Annotated in this window: 16 protein-coding genes; 11 read left to right on the plus strand and 5 right to left on the minus strand. The window is 61.0% G+C overall.

What is annotated here, in order from left to right; genetic code table 11:
* Window positions 1-96: 96 nt before the first annotated feature.
* From WBQ96_RS02560 to WBQ96_RS02605, 10 genes are all read left to right on the plus strand, one after another.
* On the plus strand, window positions 97-822 hold the full coding sequence (locus tag WBQ96_RS02560) for a GntR family transcriptional regulator (RefSeq protein ID WP_165116948.1): 726 nt from the start codon (window positions 97-99) through the stop codon (window positions 820-822).
* An 18-nt stretch (window positions 823-840) separates the two neighbouring features.
* The gene (locus WBQ96_RS02565) at window positions 841-1866 is read left to right on the plus strand and encodes an ADP-ribosylglycohydrolase family protein (RefSeq protein WP_336546637.1); all 1026 of its coding nucleotides are present in this window, start codon (window positions 841-843) and stop codon (window positions 1864-1866) included.
* The gene (locus WBQ96_RS02570; protein ID WP_165116946.1) at window positions 1863-2831 is read left to right on the plus strand and encodes a PfkB family carbohydrate kinase; all 969 of its coding nucleotides are present in this window, start codon (window positions 1863-1865) and stop codon (window positions 2829-2831) included. The genes WBQ96_RS02565 and WBQ96_RS02570 overlap by 4 nt, the downstream gene beginning before the upstream one ends.
* Before the next feature lie 20 nt (window positions 2832-2851).
* Window positions 2852-3913 carry an ABC transporter substrate-binding protein gene (locus WBQ96_RS02575; RefSeq protein ID WP_165117804.1) on the plus strand — a complete coding sequence of 354 codons (1062 nt, stop codon included), beginning with the start codon at window positions 2852-2854 and terminating at the stop codon, window positions 3911-3913.
* 23 nt (window positions 3914-3936) lie between these two features.
* Complete coding sequence (locus WBQ96_RS02580) at window positions 3937-4806, plus strand: ABC transporter permease (protein WP_165116945.1); 870 nt, start codon at window positions 3937-3939, stop codon at window positions 4804-4806.
* Window positions 4806-5594, plus strand: coding sequence for an ABC transporter permease (locus tag WBQ96_RS02585; protein WP_165117802.1), 789 nt, complete (start codon window positions 4806-4808; stop codon window positions 5592-5594). Before WBQ96_RS02580 ends, WBQ96_RS02585 begins: the two co-directional genes overlap by 1 nt.
* Window positions 5594-6661, plus strand: a complete 1068-nt coding sequence (locus tag WBQ96_RS02590) for an ABC transporter ATP-binding protein (protein WP_165116944.1) — start codon at window positions 5594-5596, stop codon at window positions 6659-6661. Before WBQ96_RS02585 ends, WBQ96_RS02590 begins: the two co-directional genes overlap by 1 nt.
* Before the next feature lie 155 nt (window positions 6662-6816).
* Complete coding sequence (locus WBQ96_RS02595; protein WP_205826650.1) at window positions 6817-7962, plus strand: alpha-hydroxy acid oxidase; 1146 nt, start codon at window positions 6817-6819, stop codon at window positions 7960-7962.
* Window positions 7963-8116: 154 nt separating this feature from the next.
* The gene (locus WBQ96_RS02600) at window positions 8117-9001 is read left to right on the plus strand and encodes a MurR/RpiR family transcriptional regulator (RefSeq protein ID WP_336546636.1); all 885 of its coding nucleotides are present in this window, start codon (window positions 8117-8119) and stop codon (window positions 8999-9001) included.
* Between the two features lie 83 nt (window positions 9002-9084).
* Complete coding sequence (locus tag WBQ96_RS02605; protein ID WP_336546635.1) at window positions 9085-10401, plus strand: M20 family metallopeptidase; 1317 nt, start codon at window positions 9085-9087, stop codon at window positions 10399-10401.
* Between the two features lie 47 nt (window positions 10402-10448).
* Here WBQ96_RS02605 and WBQ96_RS02610 read toward each other — a convergent pair whose 3' ends face one another.
* Genes WBQ96_RS02610 through WBQ96_RS02630 form a run of 5 tightly spaced genes read right to left on the minus strand, consistent with a single transcriptional unit; the run spans window position 10449 to window position 15038 of the window.
* The gene (locus WBQ96_RS02610; protein WP_336546634.1) at window positions 10449-11495 is read right to left on the minus strand and encodes a branched-chain amino acid ABC transporter permease; all 1047 of its coding nucleotides are present in this window, start codon (window positions 11493-11495) and stop codon (window positions 10449-10451) included.
* On the minus strand, window positions 11492-12367 hold the full coding sequence (locus tag WBQ96_RS02615) for a branched-chain amino acid ABC transporter permease (RefSeq protein WP_336546633.1): 876 nt from the start codon (window positions 12365-12367) through the stop codon (window positions 11492-11494). The genes WBQ96_RS02610 and WBQ96_RS02615 overlap by 4 nt, the downstream gene beginning before the upstream one ends.
* Window positions 12368-12378: 11 nt before the next feature.
* On the minus strand, window positions 12379-13092 hold the full coding sequence (locus WBQ96_RS02620; protein WP_165116938.1) for an ABC transporter ATP-binding protein: 714 nt from the start codon (window positions 13090-13092) through the stop codon (window positions 12379-12381).
* The gene (locus WBQ96_RS02625) at window positions 13089-13826 is read right to left on the minus strand and encodes an ABC transporter ATP-binding protein (RefSeq protein ID WP_165116937.1); all 738 of its coding nucleotides are present in this window, start codon (window positions 13824-13826) and stop codon (window positions 13089-13091) included. The genes WBQ96_RS02620 and WBQ96_RS02625 overlap by 4 nt, the downstream gene beginning before the upstream one ends.
* 3 nt (window positions 13827-13829) lie before the next feature.
* Window positions 13830-15038 carry an ABC transporter substrate-binding protein gene (locus WBQ96_RS02630; RefSeq protein WP_337035859.1) on the minus strand — a complete coding sequence of 403 codons (1209 nt, stop codon included), beginning with the start codon at window positions 15036-15038 and terminating at the stop codon, window positions 13830-13832.
* Window positions 15039-15275: 237 nt separating this feature from the next.
* Between WBQ96_RS02630 and WBQ96_RS02635 the strand changes: the two genes are divergently transcribed.
* Window positions 15276-16094 (plus strand): alpha/beta fold hydrolase, encoded by an 819-nt coding sequence (locus WBQ96_RS02635; RefSeq protein WP_336546632.1) that lies wholly within the window; start codon window positions 15276-15278, stop codon window positions 16092-16094.
* The last annotated feature ends 169 nt before the right edge of the window (window positions 16095-16263 follow it).

Raw genomic sequence — 16263 nt, forward strand, 5'->3', positions numbered from 1 at the left:
CGCCGGGCTTCAACCCGCGTGCAGCATGCATTGTTGACTCACGTAACCATCACGGCTATTGAACAGGATTAGACAGGTATACTGAACAGGTATGACATGATGAAGCCGGCCAGTAGTCTGGCGCCTGGAGCAGGCAAGCCAGAGCAGATCGCCACGGTTCTGGAGAAGGAAATCCGCTCCGGCCTGCTTGGCTTTGGCGACCGGCTTCAAAGTGAAAACGAACTCGTTCAGCGATTTTCCGTTAGCCGCAATACCGTACGCAAGGGCCTGGAAGAGCTTTCAAATCGCGGACTGATAACCACCAAGGTCGGCATCGGCTCCTTCGTGACCTTCGACGGCAAGACGGTGGATGATGCCATCGGCTGGTCGCGTGCGCTCGCCAATGCCGGCGCAAATGTTACCACGCGCACATTGCGGCTGGAGGTCATGGAAGATCCCGGGCTTGCTGCAATGCTTGGAGTTGAAAGTCCGGCTTTCATAGCGGTGGACCGTGTCCGCACCAGCGCGAGTGATGGCCATGCTATCTCCATCGAACGCAGCCGGCTACCGCTGTCTCCCGAACTTGAGGAAGTGCCCTTGAAGGGCTTGCGGGAGGGCTCGCTGCACGAAACGCTTCGGGGTGCGGGGTTGGTGCCGGACCATGGCGAGGAGTGGGCCGATATCGAAATGCTGAGTGCGCAGGACGCAGCCATTCTGAATTGCCCCACTGGTACGCCCTTCCTGCGCACACGCCGTTTGACGCGTGCCAGCGACGGGCGGCTGATCGAATATGTAACCAGCCTGCTCAACCCCGCACACTTCGCGCTGCATCTGGAGTTCTGAGCCATGCCGGGGAGGGGAATGGCGCAAGAACTGGACCGGGCGATGAGCGCCCTTATAGGGGGCGCACTCGGCGACGCGCTTGGCATGCCGACGCAGCTTTTGTCGACGTCCCAGATCGCGGCATCGTACGGTTTCGTCGATGGCTTTGTCTCTCCTTCAGAGAACCATCCGGTGTCGAAGGGCCTGCCTGCCGGCACCATTACCGACGATACGGAACAGACACTTCTGCTTGGCCGCATCCTGCTCGAATCCGGAGGTGAGTTCGATCACAGGCGCTGGGTGAACGCGCTGGTCGACTGGGAGAAGGACGTCAAGGCGCGCGGCAGCTACGACCTACTCGGACCCTCGACCAAACGTGCGATCGATGCGATCAACAATGGCGAGCCGCCGGAGGAAGCGGGTCGCAGCGGCGACACGAATGGTGCGGCCATGCGCATCGCGCCCGTCGGCATCCTGATGCCGACGCAGCCGGTCGAGGCACTCGTCGCCAAGGTCGCCGAAACCTGCCGGGCAACCCACAACACCTCGATTGCCATTGCCTCTGCCGCGGCCGTAGCGGCGGCTGTCAGCAACGGTGTCGAAGGCGGGGACTGGCGCGATGCGTGCGCAAGAGCCGTAACGGCGGCGCGTCTCGGCGCCCGGCAAGGTCATTGGATCGTCGGAGCCGACATCGCGGCGCGGATCGAATGGGCTTGCGATCTGGTTCGCGGCAAAGCCCAGGCCGAGGCGATCCGGATGATCGTCGATCTTGTCGGCACCAGTGTTGCCTCACAAGAATCGGTGCCGGCCGCTTTTGCCGTTCTGGAAGTCGCTCAGGGCGACCCGTGGCAAGCCGCAGTGATCAGCGCCAATCTCGGTGGCGATACCGATACAATCGGCGCGATTGCCGCTGGCATGGCCGGGGCGCACGCAGGCATGGCGCGGCTGCCTGCAAATCACATTGCCGGGTTGAAAGGCATCGACCTCGATGAGGTGCGCTCGCTCGCAACTGATCTGGTGGCAGCACGCGGACGGATTTCGCGCGGAAAGGACGTGGCCGAATGACCCGCCTCGTTCACGCCGGGAGTGCGGTGGTCGATTATGTCTATCGCATTGACACGCTTCCGCTGCCCGGCGCGGAGAAGGTTGCGTCAAGCTATGCCCGCGTCGCCGGTGGCGGCTTCAACATGATGGTGGCTGCCGCCCGGACAGGCATGAACGTCGTCTTCGCCGGACAGCACGGCACTGGCCCCAACGGCGATTACCTGCGTGCGGCGTTTGCGGCGGAGGGCATCGAGACGCTGGCACCGCGCGCGGCCGAACTGGATACGGGCAACTGCGTGGTGATCATCACCAACGATGCCGAGCGCACTTTCGTCTCATGGCCGGGAGCGGAGGGACGGCTGGATGCAAATGCGATGAAGCCCATCGCGCTCAAGGGCGATGACTGGGTGTTCGGTTCCGGCTACACGCTGAGCTATCCCGGCAGTCGTGAAGCCCTTGCCGACTGGATCGCGGCGCTGCCGGTAACGATCCCCTTTGTCTTCGATCCGACGCCGGTTGTTTCCGAAATTCCTATCGCGATCCTCTCGCGCATCCTGTCCCGTACGACATGGCTGAGCTGCAATACGACTGAAGCAACCGCGATTGCGGGGTCAGCAGAGATCGCGACGAATGCCGAGCGCCTGTTGAGCGACTTCTGCCCGGATGCAGCAGGCGTTGTTATCCGATCCGGCTCGGCAGGAGCGTTTCTACGTCTGCGCGACGGCACGTCCCAAGACGTTCCCGGTTTCGCGGTAAATGCCATCGACACCAATGGCGCAGGCGATACGCATATCGGCGCGTTCGTCAGCGCTCTGGCGCGGGCCGTGCCGCCGTTCGATGCCGTTCGCTACGCCAATGCCGCTGCTGCGATATCCGTCACCCGGCACGGTGGTTCATCGGCGCCGACCCATTCCGAAATTCAAGGCTTCCTCGCTGAGAGGGCCTCAGAAGCACCTGAGCGGGAAGCAGAAAAGATCAACGACTGACAACGTCAACAGAGAGGAACATCCGCATGACCAGATTGATCGCAACCCTGACGGCAACGACCGTCTTTGCTTCGATACTCGTGTTTGCCGCCCAGGCGGATGAAGTGCACGTGCTGAACTGGAAGGGGTACGGCGCCGACGAGCCTTGGGCCGTCGAAGCTTTCGAGAAAGCCACGGGCAACAAGGTCGTCAATGATTTCTTCAACTCCGAACAGGAGATGCTGACCAAGCTCAGGACCAATCCCGGGCTCTACGACGTCGTCATGATCAACGCGGCCTTCAATGACCAGGCCATGTCGGAGAAGCTGATCCAGCCGATCGACCTGTCCAAGATTCCGAATGCCGCCGACATCAGCCCTGACAAGGCGAGTTCGCCGATGCTCAATCACGACGGCAAGGCCTACGGCGTGCCATGGGTCTGGGGACTGACGGCTCTCGCCATAAACGACAAGTCGTTCGACACCCCGCCGGCCAGCATTTCTGTGATGTGGGACGAAGCCCGCAAGGGGCGTGTCGTTATCCGTGACGACGCCGTAGAGGCGATCCAGTTCGGAGCCATCGCCACCGGACAGAACATAAACGACATCAAGGATATGGATGCGGTCAAGGCGAAGCTGACATCGCTTATGCCGCAGATCAGGACATTCTGGAGCTCCGAGAACGACTGGAACCAGATGGTTGCCTCGAACCAGATTGATGTCGGCACTTACTGGAGCGGTTCGGCCGACCGCGCCAAGACGCAGTTCAAGCTGCCCGTCTCGCTGGTCATCCCGCAGGAAGGTTCTGTGGCGTGGCTGGACGCTTTTTCCATTCCGGTAGGCTCCAAGAATGTTGCGGGGGCCGAAGCCTTCATCAACTACATGATTGATCCGAAGTTTTACGTCGAGTGGGTAACCAAGGTGGGCGCGCCGGTTTCGGCGAATGAAAAGGCAGTAGCTGCACTTCCCGAAGAGTCCTTCAACCGCAAGGTGATGGGCGATCCCGAAGTCGCCAAGCGCATACAGTTCCAGGCGCCGATCACGGATGAGCAGCGCGAGAAATATCTGGCGCTGTGGCAGGAACTTAAGGTCAACGTGAAGTAACGCCCCGTCCAGGGAGGAAGGTCATGGCAGGAAACATCGCGGCTGGACCGCTAAGCGGAATAAGGCCTGCGCTGCCGCTTCTGGCGCCAGCCTATCTCTGGCTTACGCTGGCGATCTTCCTGCCGCTTTCGGCCATGGCCTTCTTCTCCTTCATGACCGACCTGCCGCTGTCGGGGAAGGACTGGTCGTTCACGATCCGAAACTATGCCGCGTTCTTTTCCAGCGGGCTCTATGTGACACTGCTTTGGTCCTCATTGCGGCTGGGGTTGGAGGTGACGCTGTGGTGCGCGCTGATCGGATTTCCCGCAGCTTACGTGCTCGCCAAGGTGCTGAAGGGCAGGAGCCGTGAGGCAATATTCCTGCTCGTCATCCTGCCGTTCTGGAGCAATGGGCTGGTGCGCATCTTCTCATGGGCGATGGTGCTGAGGGAAGGCGGTATTCTTGACGTGGTGCTGAACGCGATACTGCCGTTCAAGATCAGCGTCGATCTCATGTACTCTTATCCGGCGGTCATAATCGGGCTGGTCCATTCCTATGTGCCCTACATGGTGCTGACCTGCTACCTGACGCTGCAGGCGATCGACGACTCGCTGATCGAGGCGGCCCGTTCACTTGGGGCCTCACGGCTCCAGGTGTTGCGCCGGTTGATCATCCCGCTTGCAATGCCGGGTCTTATTGCCGGTGCCGTGCTCATATTCGTTCCCGTCGTCGGTTCGTTCATGGAGCCCCGCATCCTTGGTGGCCGCACCGGAACGTTCTATGGCACGGTCATCGAAGATCAATTCGTCGCCGTCTTCAACTGGCCTTTGGGAGCAGCCCTTTCCTTCATCCTGCTAGCTGTCGTTCTGGTCATCCTGGCTGCAGCATCGCCGGTTCTCAGGAGAGCTACATGATGTCGGCAACCCGCATCCTCGAAGGGCTTGGGCGCTTCTATATCGGTCTGCTGCTGGCCTTCCTCTATTTGCCGATCGTCATCATGGGGCTGATGTCGTTCAATGCCTCGCCGTTCTATCAGCTGCCGTTCGAATGGACGACGAAATGGTATGAGGATCTGTCGCGCAATACACAATTGCTCGCGGCAACATGGAACAGCCTTGAGATTGCGGTGATCACGACCGTCATTTCGACACTGCTTGGTACGGCAGCCTCCCTTGCGTTGTTCCGATATGAGTTTCGCGGCAAGAAATTCCTCCAGGCGCTGTTGTTTCCTCCAATTGCCATCCCGTGGCTGATAACGGGCACGGCGATGCTGATCTTCTTCTTTGGCATCGGCATAGGGCGCGGGCTGCATGCCATTCTGCTTGGCCATGTGGCGCTGGCTTTGCCGTATGTGATCGTCGTCGTTTCCGCACGCCTGCAGACCTTCGCGCCTGAGCTGGAGGAAGCGGCCCGTTCGCTCGGAGCCAACCAATGGCAGGTGACAATGCGCGTCACGCTGCCGTGGATCATGCCGGGTGTGATCGCAGGTGCGCTGTTTGCCTTCGCAGTGTCTTTCGACCAGTTCGTCGTATCGTATTTCCTGTCCACTCCGGGCCAGGCGACACTTCCGGTCGAGATCTACGCCGCGATCCGCAAAGGCTTCACCCCGGAAATCAACGCGGTCTCCACTATCATCATAGCCGTCTCGATGGGACTGATGCTCATCACTGCACGCTTCTTCAGGTTCGGAGGGGAAAAGTAATGGCCGATGTTCAGGTCGAAAGTGTCTCCCGCAGCTTCGGCGCGCACAAGGCACTCGACGACGTCTCGATCGCCTTTCCGGACGGAGGGTTCTATGCGCTGCTCGGCCCCTCGGGCAGTGGAAAGACTACTTTGCTGCGGTTGATCGCTGGGTTCGATTTCCCCGACAGCGGCCGGATCATTATTGGCAGGGAGGGTGTCGAGCGCGTTCCCGTCGAGAAACGCCGCATTGGCATGGTCTTCCAGAACTATGCGCTGTTTCCGAATATGAGCGTTGCCGACAACGTCGCCTTCGGTCTTTCGGTTCGTGGCGAATCCAAAGCGAGCATTGCGAGGGAAGTGCGGCAGGCTCTCGATCTTGTGCAGTTGGGCAAGCTCGGTGAACGCCGGCCGCACCAACTGTCCGGCGGCCAGCGCCAGCGCGTCGCACTCGCCCGGGCTATCGTCACCAAGCCGCGCGTGCTGTTGCTCGACGAGCCGCTTTCCGCACTCGACAAGGCGCTGCGGGTGGATATGCAGGTGGAACTGAAGCGTATCCAGCGCGAAATCGGCATCACCACTATTTTCGTCACCCATGATCAGGAAGAAGCACTGACGATGAGTGACCGGATCGGCATCCTGCGCGATGGCCGGCTGGTAGAAGAGGGCCCGCCTGAAGACATCTACAACAGCCCGAAAAGCGAGTTCTCAGCGACATTCCTCGGCGACGCCAATATCCTGCGCGGCGACGCCACCGGTGACGGCATTCGCCTGTCGGACGGCACCGCGATCGTCGCGTCCGGTGGCGTGGCCAATGCCACAGGCGGCAAGGCGAGCTGTGCTGTGCGGCCTGAACGGATCAAAATCGCCACGGCCACGGCATCGCCGTTGGCGGCGGAAGGCAACATGCTCAGAGGCCGGGTGTCCAAGCGCATTTTTGCCGGCAACAGCAGCACCTATTTCGTCGATCGCATGGGTGAGGTCATCAAGGTTCACGTCCAGAACAGCGGCGCCACAAAAATCGAAGAAGGCAACGACGTGGTGCTGCACTGGTCGCCGGAAAGCACCGTGCTTATAAGTGCCGCCTGAACTATTCGAGCCGCGCGGCGGACTTTTCGGTGGTGATGCCCACGGACGCTTATCGCTGTGGAGATAGGAGAAGCACCGTGCAGACCGATCGAGCCGTTGCTTCATCTGCCATCGTTACAGTGGAAAAGCGTGCCGCCAAGCATGTTCCCGCCGCCATGCGTCAGATGCTGGCCCTGGACGATTTTGAAGCGGCCGCACGCCGGTATCTGCCTCGGCCGGTCTTCGGCTATGTGTCCGGCGCCAGCGAAACCGGCGCGTCGTTTCTGGATAACCGCAAGGCCTTCGCCGATGATAGTTTCGTGCCGCGCATCCTGCGGAATGTCGGTAACCGCTCGCAGGCGACTTCATTGTTCGATGTCTCTTACGCGCATCCTTTCGGCATTTCCCCGATGGGCCTGAGTGCTCTCGCGGCCTTTGACGGGGATGTGGCCTTGGCGCGCACTGCCGGCACGATGAGGATACCTTCCATCCTGAGTGCTACTTCACTGACCAAGCTTGAACGAGTTGCAAGGGAAGGGGGCAGCCGCTGGTTTCAGGCCTATCTGCCGGGCGAGGCCGATCGCATCGACGCTATGGTCGACCGGGTCGCTGCAGCGGGGTTCGAGACCTTTGTCCTGACCGTCGATGTGCCGGTTGCTGCAAATCGGGAGAACAACGTCCGCAACGGCTTCAACGCTCCGTTGCAGCCCTCCCTGGGACTGGCGTGGCAGGGCCTCACCCATCCGCGCTGGCTTGTTGGAACTGCGCTTCGCACGTTGCTACGTCACGGCATGCCACATTTCGAGAATATGGACGCCGGCCGTGGGCCGCCGATCCTGTCGCGCAATCTGGTGCGGGCGCTCGGCAAGCGCGACCAACTCGGTTGGGAGCATGTCGACAGGATACGAGCACGCTGGAAAGGCAGGCTCGTACTGAAAGGGATTTTGTCACCGGAAGATGCGCATCTGGCGCGCGAGGCAGGCGTCGACGGTATTATCGTATCGAACCATGGCGGCCGCCAGCTCGACGGCGCGATATCTCCGCTGAGAATGCTTGCCGAGATCGTGGAACGGTCCGGCGAGATGCCTGTAATGCTCGACAGCGGCGTTCGGCGTGGAACCGACGTTCTGAAGGCACTCGCGCTCGGAGCCCGTTTCGTTTTTGTCGGCCGGCCCTTCCTTTATGCAGCCGCAGTCTTCGGGGAAGCCGGCGTCATACACGCCGCCAATCTGCTGGTTGACGAGATCGATCGTGACATGGCTCTGCTCGGTGTCCGTGACCTGGCCGAGCTGTCGCCATCCTTCCTCAGGCGTGTCTCCTGAGGTTCATTCGTTCGGCCGCCCCCGCGCTTCCTCGCCATGTCCGGTAAACGGAATGCCACGCACGCAGGCGATTCTGTAATCTGATTTTCAAATTTGACATCAGAGTTCATTCTTGTAAGTATTTTGCCATTAAAGGAGGAGGCAAAGCGAACCGATGTCGATCCGCGAGAACCTGGCCAATACCAACATCGCGTTGACCTCGGCCGAGGCCAAGATCATCCAGGCATTGTTGGCTGACTATCCGATGTCGGGCCTGGGCACGGCGACGCGGCTGGCGCGCCGGGCAGGGGTCAGCGATCCCACCGTCATGCGCCTGATGATCAAGCTCGGCTATGACGGCTTCGCCGACTTCCAGACCAAGCTTCTGGCCGAAGTCGAGGCACGGCTTCACTCGCCGTTGCTGATGATGGAGGCAAAACGCCCCGGCGGTTCCGACACCAGCGCGGCGATGGCTTATTTCCATTCCGTTTCGAACAGCATGGAGAACACCAGAACGTCGGTGCCGTCGCAGACCTACAGCCGCGCCGCAAAGCTGATCTGGGAAACCAAGGGGCAGGTGGTGCTGGTCGGCGGGCGCTTTAGCCGGCATATAGCCTCGATGTTCACCGGCTATCTCGTGCAGTTCCGCTCCGGCATTCGCGATGTAGGCTCGCTGACACCGGTGGATTTCGACCTTCTGATCGACCTTGGCAAACGCGATCTTCTCATCGTTTTCGACTATCGGCGGTACCAGTCCGACGTCGTCAGTTTCGCCCGGCAAGCCTCCGAACGGGGTGTGCCGATCCTGCTCTTCACCGATACGTGGCTGTCGCCGATCGCGGAGTTCGCGGAACTTTCCATGGCGGCGGCGATCGATGCCGATTCCCCTTTCGACACGCTGGCGACCGCGGTCGCGCAGATGGAAGCCGTGGTCGCGCAGGCGCTTCCCGAACATGGCCCCGGTGCGCGCAAGCGTATCGAGGAGATCGAGCAAATACGCGCGAAGAACACCGTCACGTTGGACACGCTCGAGCCGAAAGGCGGCAAGACCTCGTCATAGCCAACGGCCGCTTCGAGCCGCCACAATTTTTTCAGAAGGTTTGGCCGCAGCACACCAGCGGCTCTGGAATGGAGAAGCAGGAAATGTCTGAAAATGCCGCGGCAATCGCCGCAGTAACATCCGCTATCGAGGCAGACCGGGACTGGGTTGTCGAACTGACGCAGAAGATGGTTCAGATACCGACCGTCAATCCTAAATTCGAGACTGGGGCGACGATTAACCGCGAAGCCGATTTGCAGGCGATGCTGGAGCCGGTGCTGAAGGAAGAGGGTTTTGCCACCGAGCAATGGGACGCGCTTCCCGGACGGCCAAATCTGGTTGGTGAAAAGGCCGGAGATGAAGTCCGCAGCCTGATCCTGTGCGGTCATATCGACGTGGTGCCGGTCGGCGCGCGCAAGGACTGGTCGATCGATCCGTTTGGCGGCGAGATCAAGAACGGCCGGATTTATGGCCGTGGCGCTATCGACATGAAGAGTGGCGTCGCTGCCTGCATTGCCGCTTCACGCGCCATTCGCAAGGCCGGCATCGATCTTGTCGGGCGGCTGGCGATCCACTCAGTGGTCGATGAAGAGTCCGGCGGCTTTGGCGCTATGGACGCCGTCAAGCGCGGCAAGCTCGCCAAGGCAGTGCTGGTGGCCGAGCCGACCTGGGGCGATGTGCTGCCGGCCGAAGGCGGGCTTGAATGGGCGCGCGTGACCATTCGCGGACGCGCCGCACATTCGGCCTGGCGCTACAATGAGATTTATCCGCAACGACACGAAGCCGGCCGGCTGGAGCCGGGCGTCAACGCCATAGAGATCGCCAGCCGTTTCATTGCCGCCCTTCGGCTTTACGAACTCGACCGGACGCGGGCACAGTCGCATCCGCTGCTACCGGTCGGCATGAACACGATCAACATCGGCGTCGTCCATGGCGGCGCGGGTCTGGGCGAGAACGGCTTGCCGATGGTGATGAGCAATCCGGCAATCATCCCCGACGTGGCCGTCATCGATCTCGACATGAAGTTCCTGCCGAACGAGAATTCAGCGCAATATCGCCGCGACTTCGAAGCCTTCGTGCATCACTTCGCCCAGACCGACGCCTGGCTACGAGACCATCCGCCGACGATCCAGTGGGAACTCGGCGGATTGCATTTCCCGCCGATGAACACTTCCGTCGACCACCCGCTGGTTAAGTCGCTCGTCTCGCACAAGACCAGCCTCGGAAAAGCTCCCGAAATCAAGGGGTTCGTCGCCGTCTGTGACGCCGCGCATTATGCGGGCGCCGGCGTTGATGGCGTGATCTTCGGCCCGTCGGGCGACGGTTTTCACGGTGTAGATGAATATGTCGACATCGAGTCGCTGGTCGAGACCACGAAGGTCATTGCGGCGTCCGTCATCGACTGGTGCGGCGTGCGCTGAGGCGCTTCCTAATTCCGCCCTGCCGGTCACCGGCAGGGCGATGATCGCTAGGCTGCGGTCCGCTCTTCCGTCTTGCCGGCAAGCGCAGCATCGGGCCGCTTCAGTCGGCCAGCCAATGCGTTCCAGATCGAGCGGATCATCCCTGACAGGCCGCTCGGATAGGCGAGCATCACGACGATGATCAGCACTGCCGTAATAATCGGTCGCCATGGGCCGAAATCGGCCATGGCTTCCGAAAAGATCGTCAGCACGAAGGATGCGACGATCGCGCCGTAGATCGTGCTGGTGCCGCCAAGCAGAACCATCGACAGAATGATCGTCGCAAGGCTCATGCCGAAGACATCGATCGAGGCATTGCGTTGATAGGCGGCATAGAAGGCGCCGGCTATGCCGGTGAAGAAGGCGCTCGCTGCCAGTGTGATGATGCGCTGGCGCGCCAGCGAGATGCCGCGGCTGATGGCGTATTCCTCGTTGTCGCGCAGCGCCACGATGCTTGCGCCGGTGCGCGAACGAACGATGACGCGCAGGAACACGGTGCTGAGGAAGAGCAGCGCCAACGCTATGTAGAAATAGCCGATCTTCCCGTCGCGGATCATGTTGTGATCGAACAGATAGAGGCCGGGAATGCGCACCATGCCCTGCGTGCCGCCGGTGACGTCCGACTGGCTGAGGATGACCTGCATGACCAGTTGCGCGAAGCCGAAGGTGACGAGGATGATGTAGATGCCCTTGAGCCGCAGGATCGGAATGGTGACGAGCACGGCGGCAACCGTCGCGACGACCCCGCTGGCGACCAGCGATACCCAGGGGTCGACACCTGCCGCCTTGGTCAGCAAGCCATAGGCGTAAACGCCAATGCCGAACAGCGCGAGGTGGCCGAAATTGAAGACACCGCCATAGCCAAGGCTGAGGTCCCAGTTAGACGCGACGATGGCGTAGATGAACACCATGATCAGTATGTGGCGCGTGTAGGTGTCGCCGAAAACCAGCGGCAGAAGCGCCATCAGCAGGAAGGCGAGCGCAACGCCGACCGCCTCGCTTTTCCAGGAAGGGCGGCCCGGCGCGCCGATGACGGGAGACGGCAAGCTGGTCATGCGAGGCCCCTCGACTGATTGGCGAAGATGCCTTCGGGACGCACCATCAGCGTCAGGATAAGCACGGCAAACAGCAGCGCCGGCGTCCAGTAGAGGCCGAAATAATAGCTGCAGGCGGCCTCGAAAAAGCCGATCAGATAGGCAGCGAAGATTGGCCCTGAAATGCTGGAAATGCCGCCGAAGACGACGACGATCAGCGCCTTCAGAAGCGGGTCACTGCCCATCACCGGCGTCATGAACCGATAGCCGCCCATGAAGATGCCGGCGAGACCGGCAAGCGAAGCTGCGATGGCGAAGGCCAGGCCATAAAGTGCTGTGACGTTGAGCCCGACAAGCTGGCTGGCATCCTCGTTCTGGGCAACCGCGCGCAAGGCAAGCCCAAGCCGCGTGTGGTTAAGAAAGGCCCAGAGTGCTGCCAGGATGAGTGGCGTGATGATGATGATGGCGATCTGGTGCAGAGACACGCCGACGCCGCCGATTACCGTGTTGCCTTCGAGCAGGCTGGGAAGCTGCTTGGAGCGCGGGCCCCACAGTGTCAGCACGCCGTTTTCGATCAACGAGCCGGCGGCGAGTGTCGTGATGACGACGACGAGAACGATGTTTGGCCGGCCGATCAGCGGCCGCACGACGCTGGCCTGAAGGATCCAGCCGACGCCAGCCATGACGACGACCGCCACCGGCAGCGCAACCGCGATCGGCAGGCCGAGCGACACGAACTGCCAGGCAACATAGGCGCCGAGCATCATGAAGACGCCGTGGGCGAAGTTGAACACGCCGATCGTCGTCCAGACCAGTGCCAGCCCCACCGCCATCATGGCGTAGAGCGAGCCCTGGAACAGGCCGCCGAACATGATTTCCGCGAATGCGCCCATCTCAAATAATCCTAATGTCCGAAATACATCGACATGATCTCGCTATGCTCGATCGATTGGCCGGGCTTGATCTCGGTTTCGACGGTGCCGTGATTGACGAGATAGAGTTGCGGGCAGAGCTCGAGCAGGAACTCGATGTCCTGCTCGACCACGATCAGCGGCACGCCGCCCTTGGAAATTTCCTGCACCGAGGCGCAGAGCTCGTCCTTGATCTTGGGGGCGAGGCCGAGCGTCGGCTCGTCGAGGATCAGCAGGCGCGGGTGGCTCATCAGAGCCGTGGCGATCGACACCATCTGGCGCTCGCCGCCGGAAAGAGTGCGCACGCGCTGGCGCCAGCGCTCGGCGAGTTTCGGAAAGATCTTCACCACCTTCTCGCGGTTCTCGGCCTCATGCGGCCGGGCGCGGGGCGAGAAGGCGCCGAGCGACATGCAGTCGGCGATGCTGAGATCGGGGAACAGGCGATTGCCTTGCGGAACATGGATAAGCCCGCGCCCGACAATGGCGCGCGGGCTTTCGCGCGTGATGTCCTCGCCATCGAAGGTGATGCTGCCGCTCTTCGCCTTCAGCAGGCCGGAGACGGTGCGCAGCAGCGTGGACTTGCCGTGCCCGTTCGGCCCGAACAGGCCGACATTGCCGAAGCGCCCGGCCTCCATGGACAGGTCGTGCAAAACGGTGACGCGGCCATAACCGGCGGTCAGGCCCTCGACAGTCAGTATGACGCTCACGCCGCCGGCCTCCGCGTTCCGAGATAGGCTTCCACGACGCGTTCATCGGCGATCACCGTTTTCGGCTCGCCGGCAGCCAGGACGCGACCCTGATTCAAAACCATCAGATGCTGCGACAGGCTCATCAGGAAGGTCAGCACATGCTCGATCAGCACGATTGTGATGCCGCGCTCGGCGGTGCGGCGGATCAGGCCGATCGAGGTTTCGATTTCGGGCTTGGTCAGGCTGGAGGCCGGCTCGTCGAGCAGAAGCACGCGCGGCTCCATGGCAATCGCCGTCGCCAGCATCAGGCATTTGCGGTCGAAGACGGAGAGTTCGCCGGCAAGGCGGCCAAAACCCACCGAGGTGAGGCCGACGAATTCAAGCGCTTCGGCAGCGCGCTCACGCACCTCGCTTTCAGCCCGGCCGGGCTTGCCATAGCCTGCGCCCATCAGCGCGTTTTCGAAGACCGTCAGCCCATCGAAGCTCGTTTCACGCTGGAAGGTACGGGCAAGGCCGAGCCGAGCGATCTCGTTGCCCGACTTGCCCTGTATCTCGACGCCGCCGAGTTTTACGCGTCCGCGATCAGGCCCGAACGGGATGCCGGTGATGACGTTGAACAGCGTGCTCTTGCCGCTGCCGTTGGGGCCGGCGACGCCAAAGATCTCACCGGCCTCGACCTTGAAAGAAACGCCATCGACGGCCTTCAGCGAACCGAAGGCCTTCGATACGTCCTCGACTTCGAGAAGGGCCATGCCCTACTGCATCCAGGGCTGGAGCTTGAATTCGCCGGTCGCGTATTTCTCCGGCGAGATCAGCGTGCGTTCACCATCCCAGATCTGGAAGAAGGTGATCGGAATGTAGTCTTCGCCCTGCATGGCGAGATGGGTTGCAGGATCGAACTTGAGGCGGCCGGCAACCGTCTGCTTGTCGGTCTCGCCCAGCGCTTTCATGATTGCGGCGTGATCGCTCGGATCGCCGACCTTCTTCAGCGCGTCAAAATAGACGTTCATGATCTCGTAGAGCGCAACGCCGTAAGTGCCGCTTTCCACGCCATATTTTTCCTTGAACTTGTTGCCGACTTCCTCGGCGCGCGGATTTTTCGGCGAAACCAGCGGACCACCAAGCAGGTTGTAGATGACGCCGTTCGACTTTTCCTTCGTCAGCTGGATGAATTCCGGCACGCTCGGGGCGTATTGCAGGAAGACCAGGCTCTTCGTCGGCTGTTCGAGGAACTGGTTGAGGAAGGAAGCCGAATTGCCGGGCAGGTAGTCGGTGTTGATGACCACATCCGGAACGTCGGCGCGCACCTTGGCGAGGATCGAGCGCCAGTCGGTGACTTCGCCGAATGGCACGATTTCGTCGACGGTGATGGTCCAGCCCTTTTCGGTGAACGTCTTCTTCATGCCTTCAGAGATGGTCTTCGAGTAGGCGTTGTCGGAGGAGACGATAGCGACCTTCTTGTTCGGCAGCGTGACCTTGCCGTCGGCAGCCAGCTTTTCGACAAAGGATGTGACGTCGGTGTTGTAGGCGTCGAAGGACGGCGTCCACGACCAGCAGCAATTATACTTGTCGGGCTCGGGCGCGATGATGTCCCTGGTCTGCTGCGAGGTCGCGGCCAGCATGTAGGGCATCTCCGCCTCGGCCATGTTGTCGATCTCGAAATTGGTCAGGCTGGCATAGCCGGTCAGCATGAAATGCACATCCGGGTCGCCGATGAGGCGCTCTACCGCGCTGGTGACGTTGCCGGACGACATGTCCTTCACGTCGCCGGTGACGAGTTCGAACGTATGGCCGCCGACGCCGCCGGCAGCATTCATCTCGTCGATCGCCATCTGGGCGCCGCGCTGATATTCCTGCCCGTCAGCCGCTGCGGGGCCGGTGAGCGGCGCCAAAAGACCGATCTTGACGACGTCGGCGAATGCCGGAACAGGCGACATCGCAAGGGCGGTCAAAGCCGTCGCCATCAATGCGCCACGGAGGCGCTTACTCGTCACGAAACTCGAATTCATACTGCCAACCCCTGTTTCTTGTTCCGGCTCGCCGGCGTTTGTTGATTGACAATTTATGCATATGCGATCTTCTTTGAAAAGATAATTTCATCAGGAAATGCTGCGGAAAGCGATTTTCATTGGCGCACAGGCAGAAGTCACAGTCCTTTGTGCAACTGCCATTTTTCGCAGCGCGAGAATCAGGGGAATGAAATGACTTTGACGACGAAGACGATCGAAACCAGCCACGGCCCTATCAATGTCCGCGAGACTTCCGGCACCGGAACGCCTGTGCTTTTCATTCACGGTAACTCCAGCTCGAGCGCGGTCTTCCGCAATCAGATGGAAGGACCCCTTGGCGAGCGCTATCGGATGATCGCGCCCGATCTGCCCGGTCACGGCCAATCCGGCGATGCTATTGACCCTGATCGCAGCTACAGCATGGAAGGCTATGCCGACGCGATGACCGAAGTGCTGGGACTGCTCGGCGTGGAGAAGGCGATCGTCTTCGGCTGGTCGCTCGGCGGGCATATCGGGCTGGAAATGATCGACCGTTTTCCCGGCATGCTTGGCCTGATGATCACCGGCACGCCGCCGGTTTCGCCCGCAGAGGTCGGCGACGGGTTCAAGCCGAGCCCGCATATGGGCCTCGCCGCCAAGCAGGACTTTACGGACGAGGACGTCGAGAACTATGCGCACAGCACCTGCGGCGAGCCGTTCGAGCCCTTCATGCTCGACACAGTTGCGCGCACTGACGGCAGGGCGCGGCGCCTGATGTTCGAGAAGTTCTCGGCCGGAACCGGCAAGGACCAAAGCGTTATTGCTGCGACCGCGACCGTGCCGCTGGCCGTCGTCAACGGCATAGACGAACCGTTCGTGAACACAGACTTCGTTTCCAAGGTCAAATACGCCAATCTGTGGGAAAACGAGACCCATCTGATCGACAATTCCGGCCACGCGCCGTTCTGGGATGCGCAGGAAAAATTCGATCCTATCTTCGCCCGTTTCCTGGAAAGCGTGGACCAGAAATAGCGAATTCCGACGCGGCGGCTGATAGGCAACGGCCGCGTCCAACCTTCCGGCGACGATCTGAAAACACAGGCGCGAACTTTCCGAACTTAGAAGGCTCGCAAACGAAAGTGTTCGATTTTCTCAAGCGATCGAACACTCTTGCCCGCTCGGCAGGGCTGTCGGCCGTCAT

The organism is Mesorhizobium sp. CCNWLY176, from assembly GCF_037153935.1.
Taxonomy (GTDB): Bacteria; Pseudomonadota; Alphaproteobacteria; order Rhizobiales; family Rhizobiaceae; genus Mesorhizobium_M; species Mesorhizobium_M zhangyense.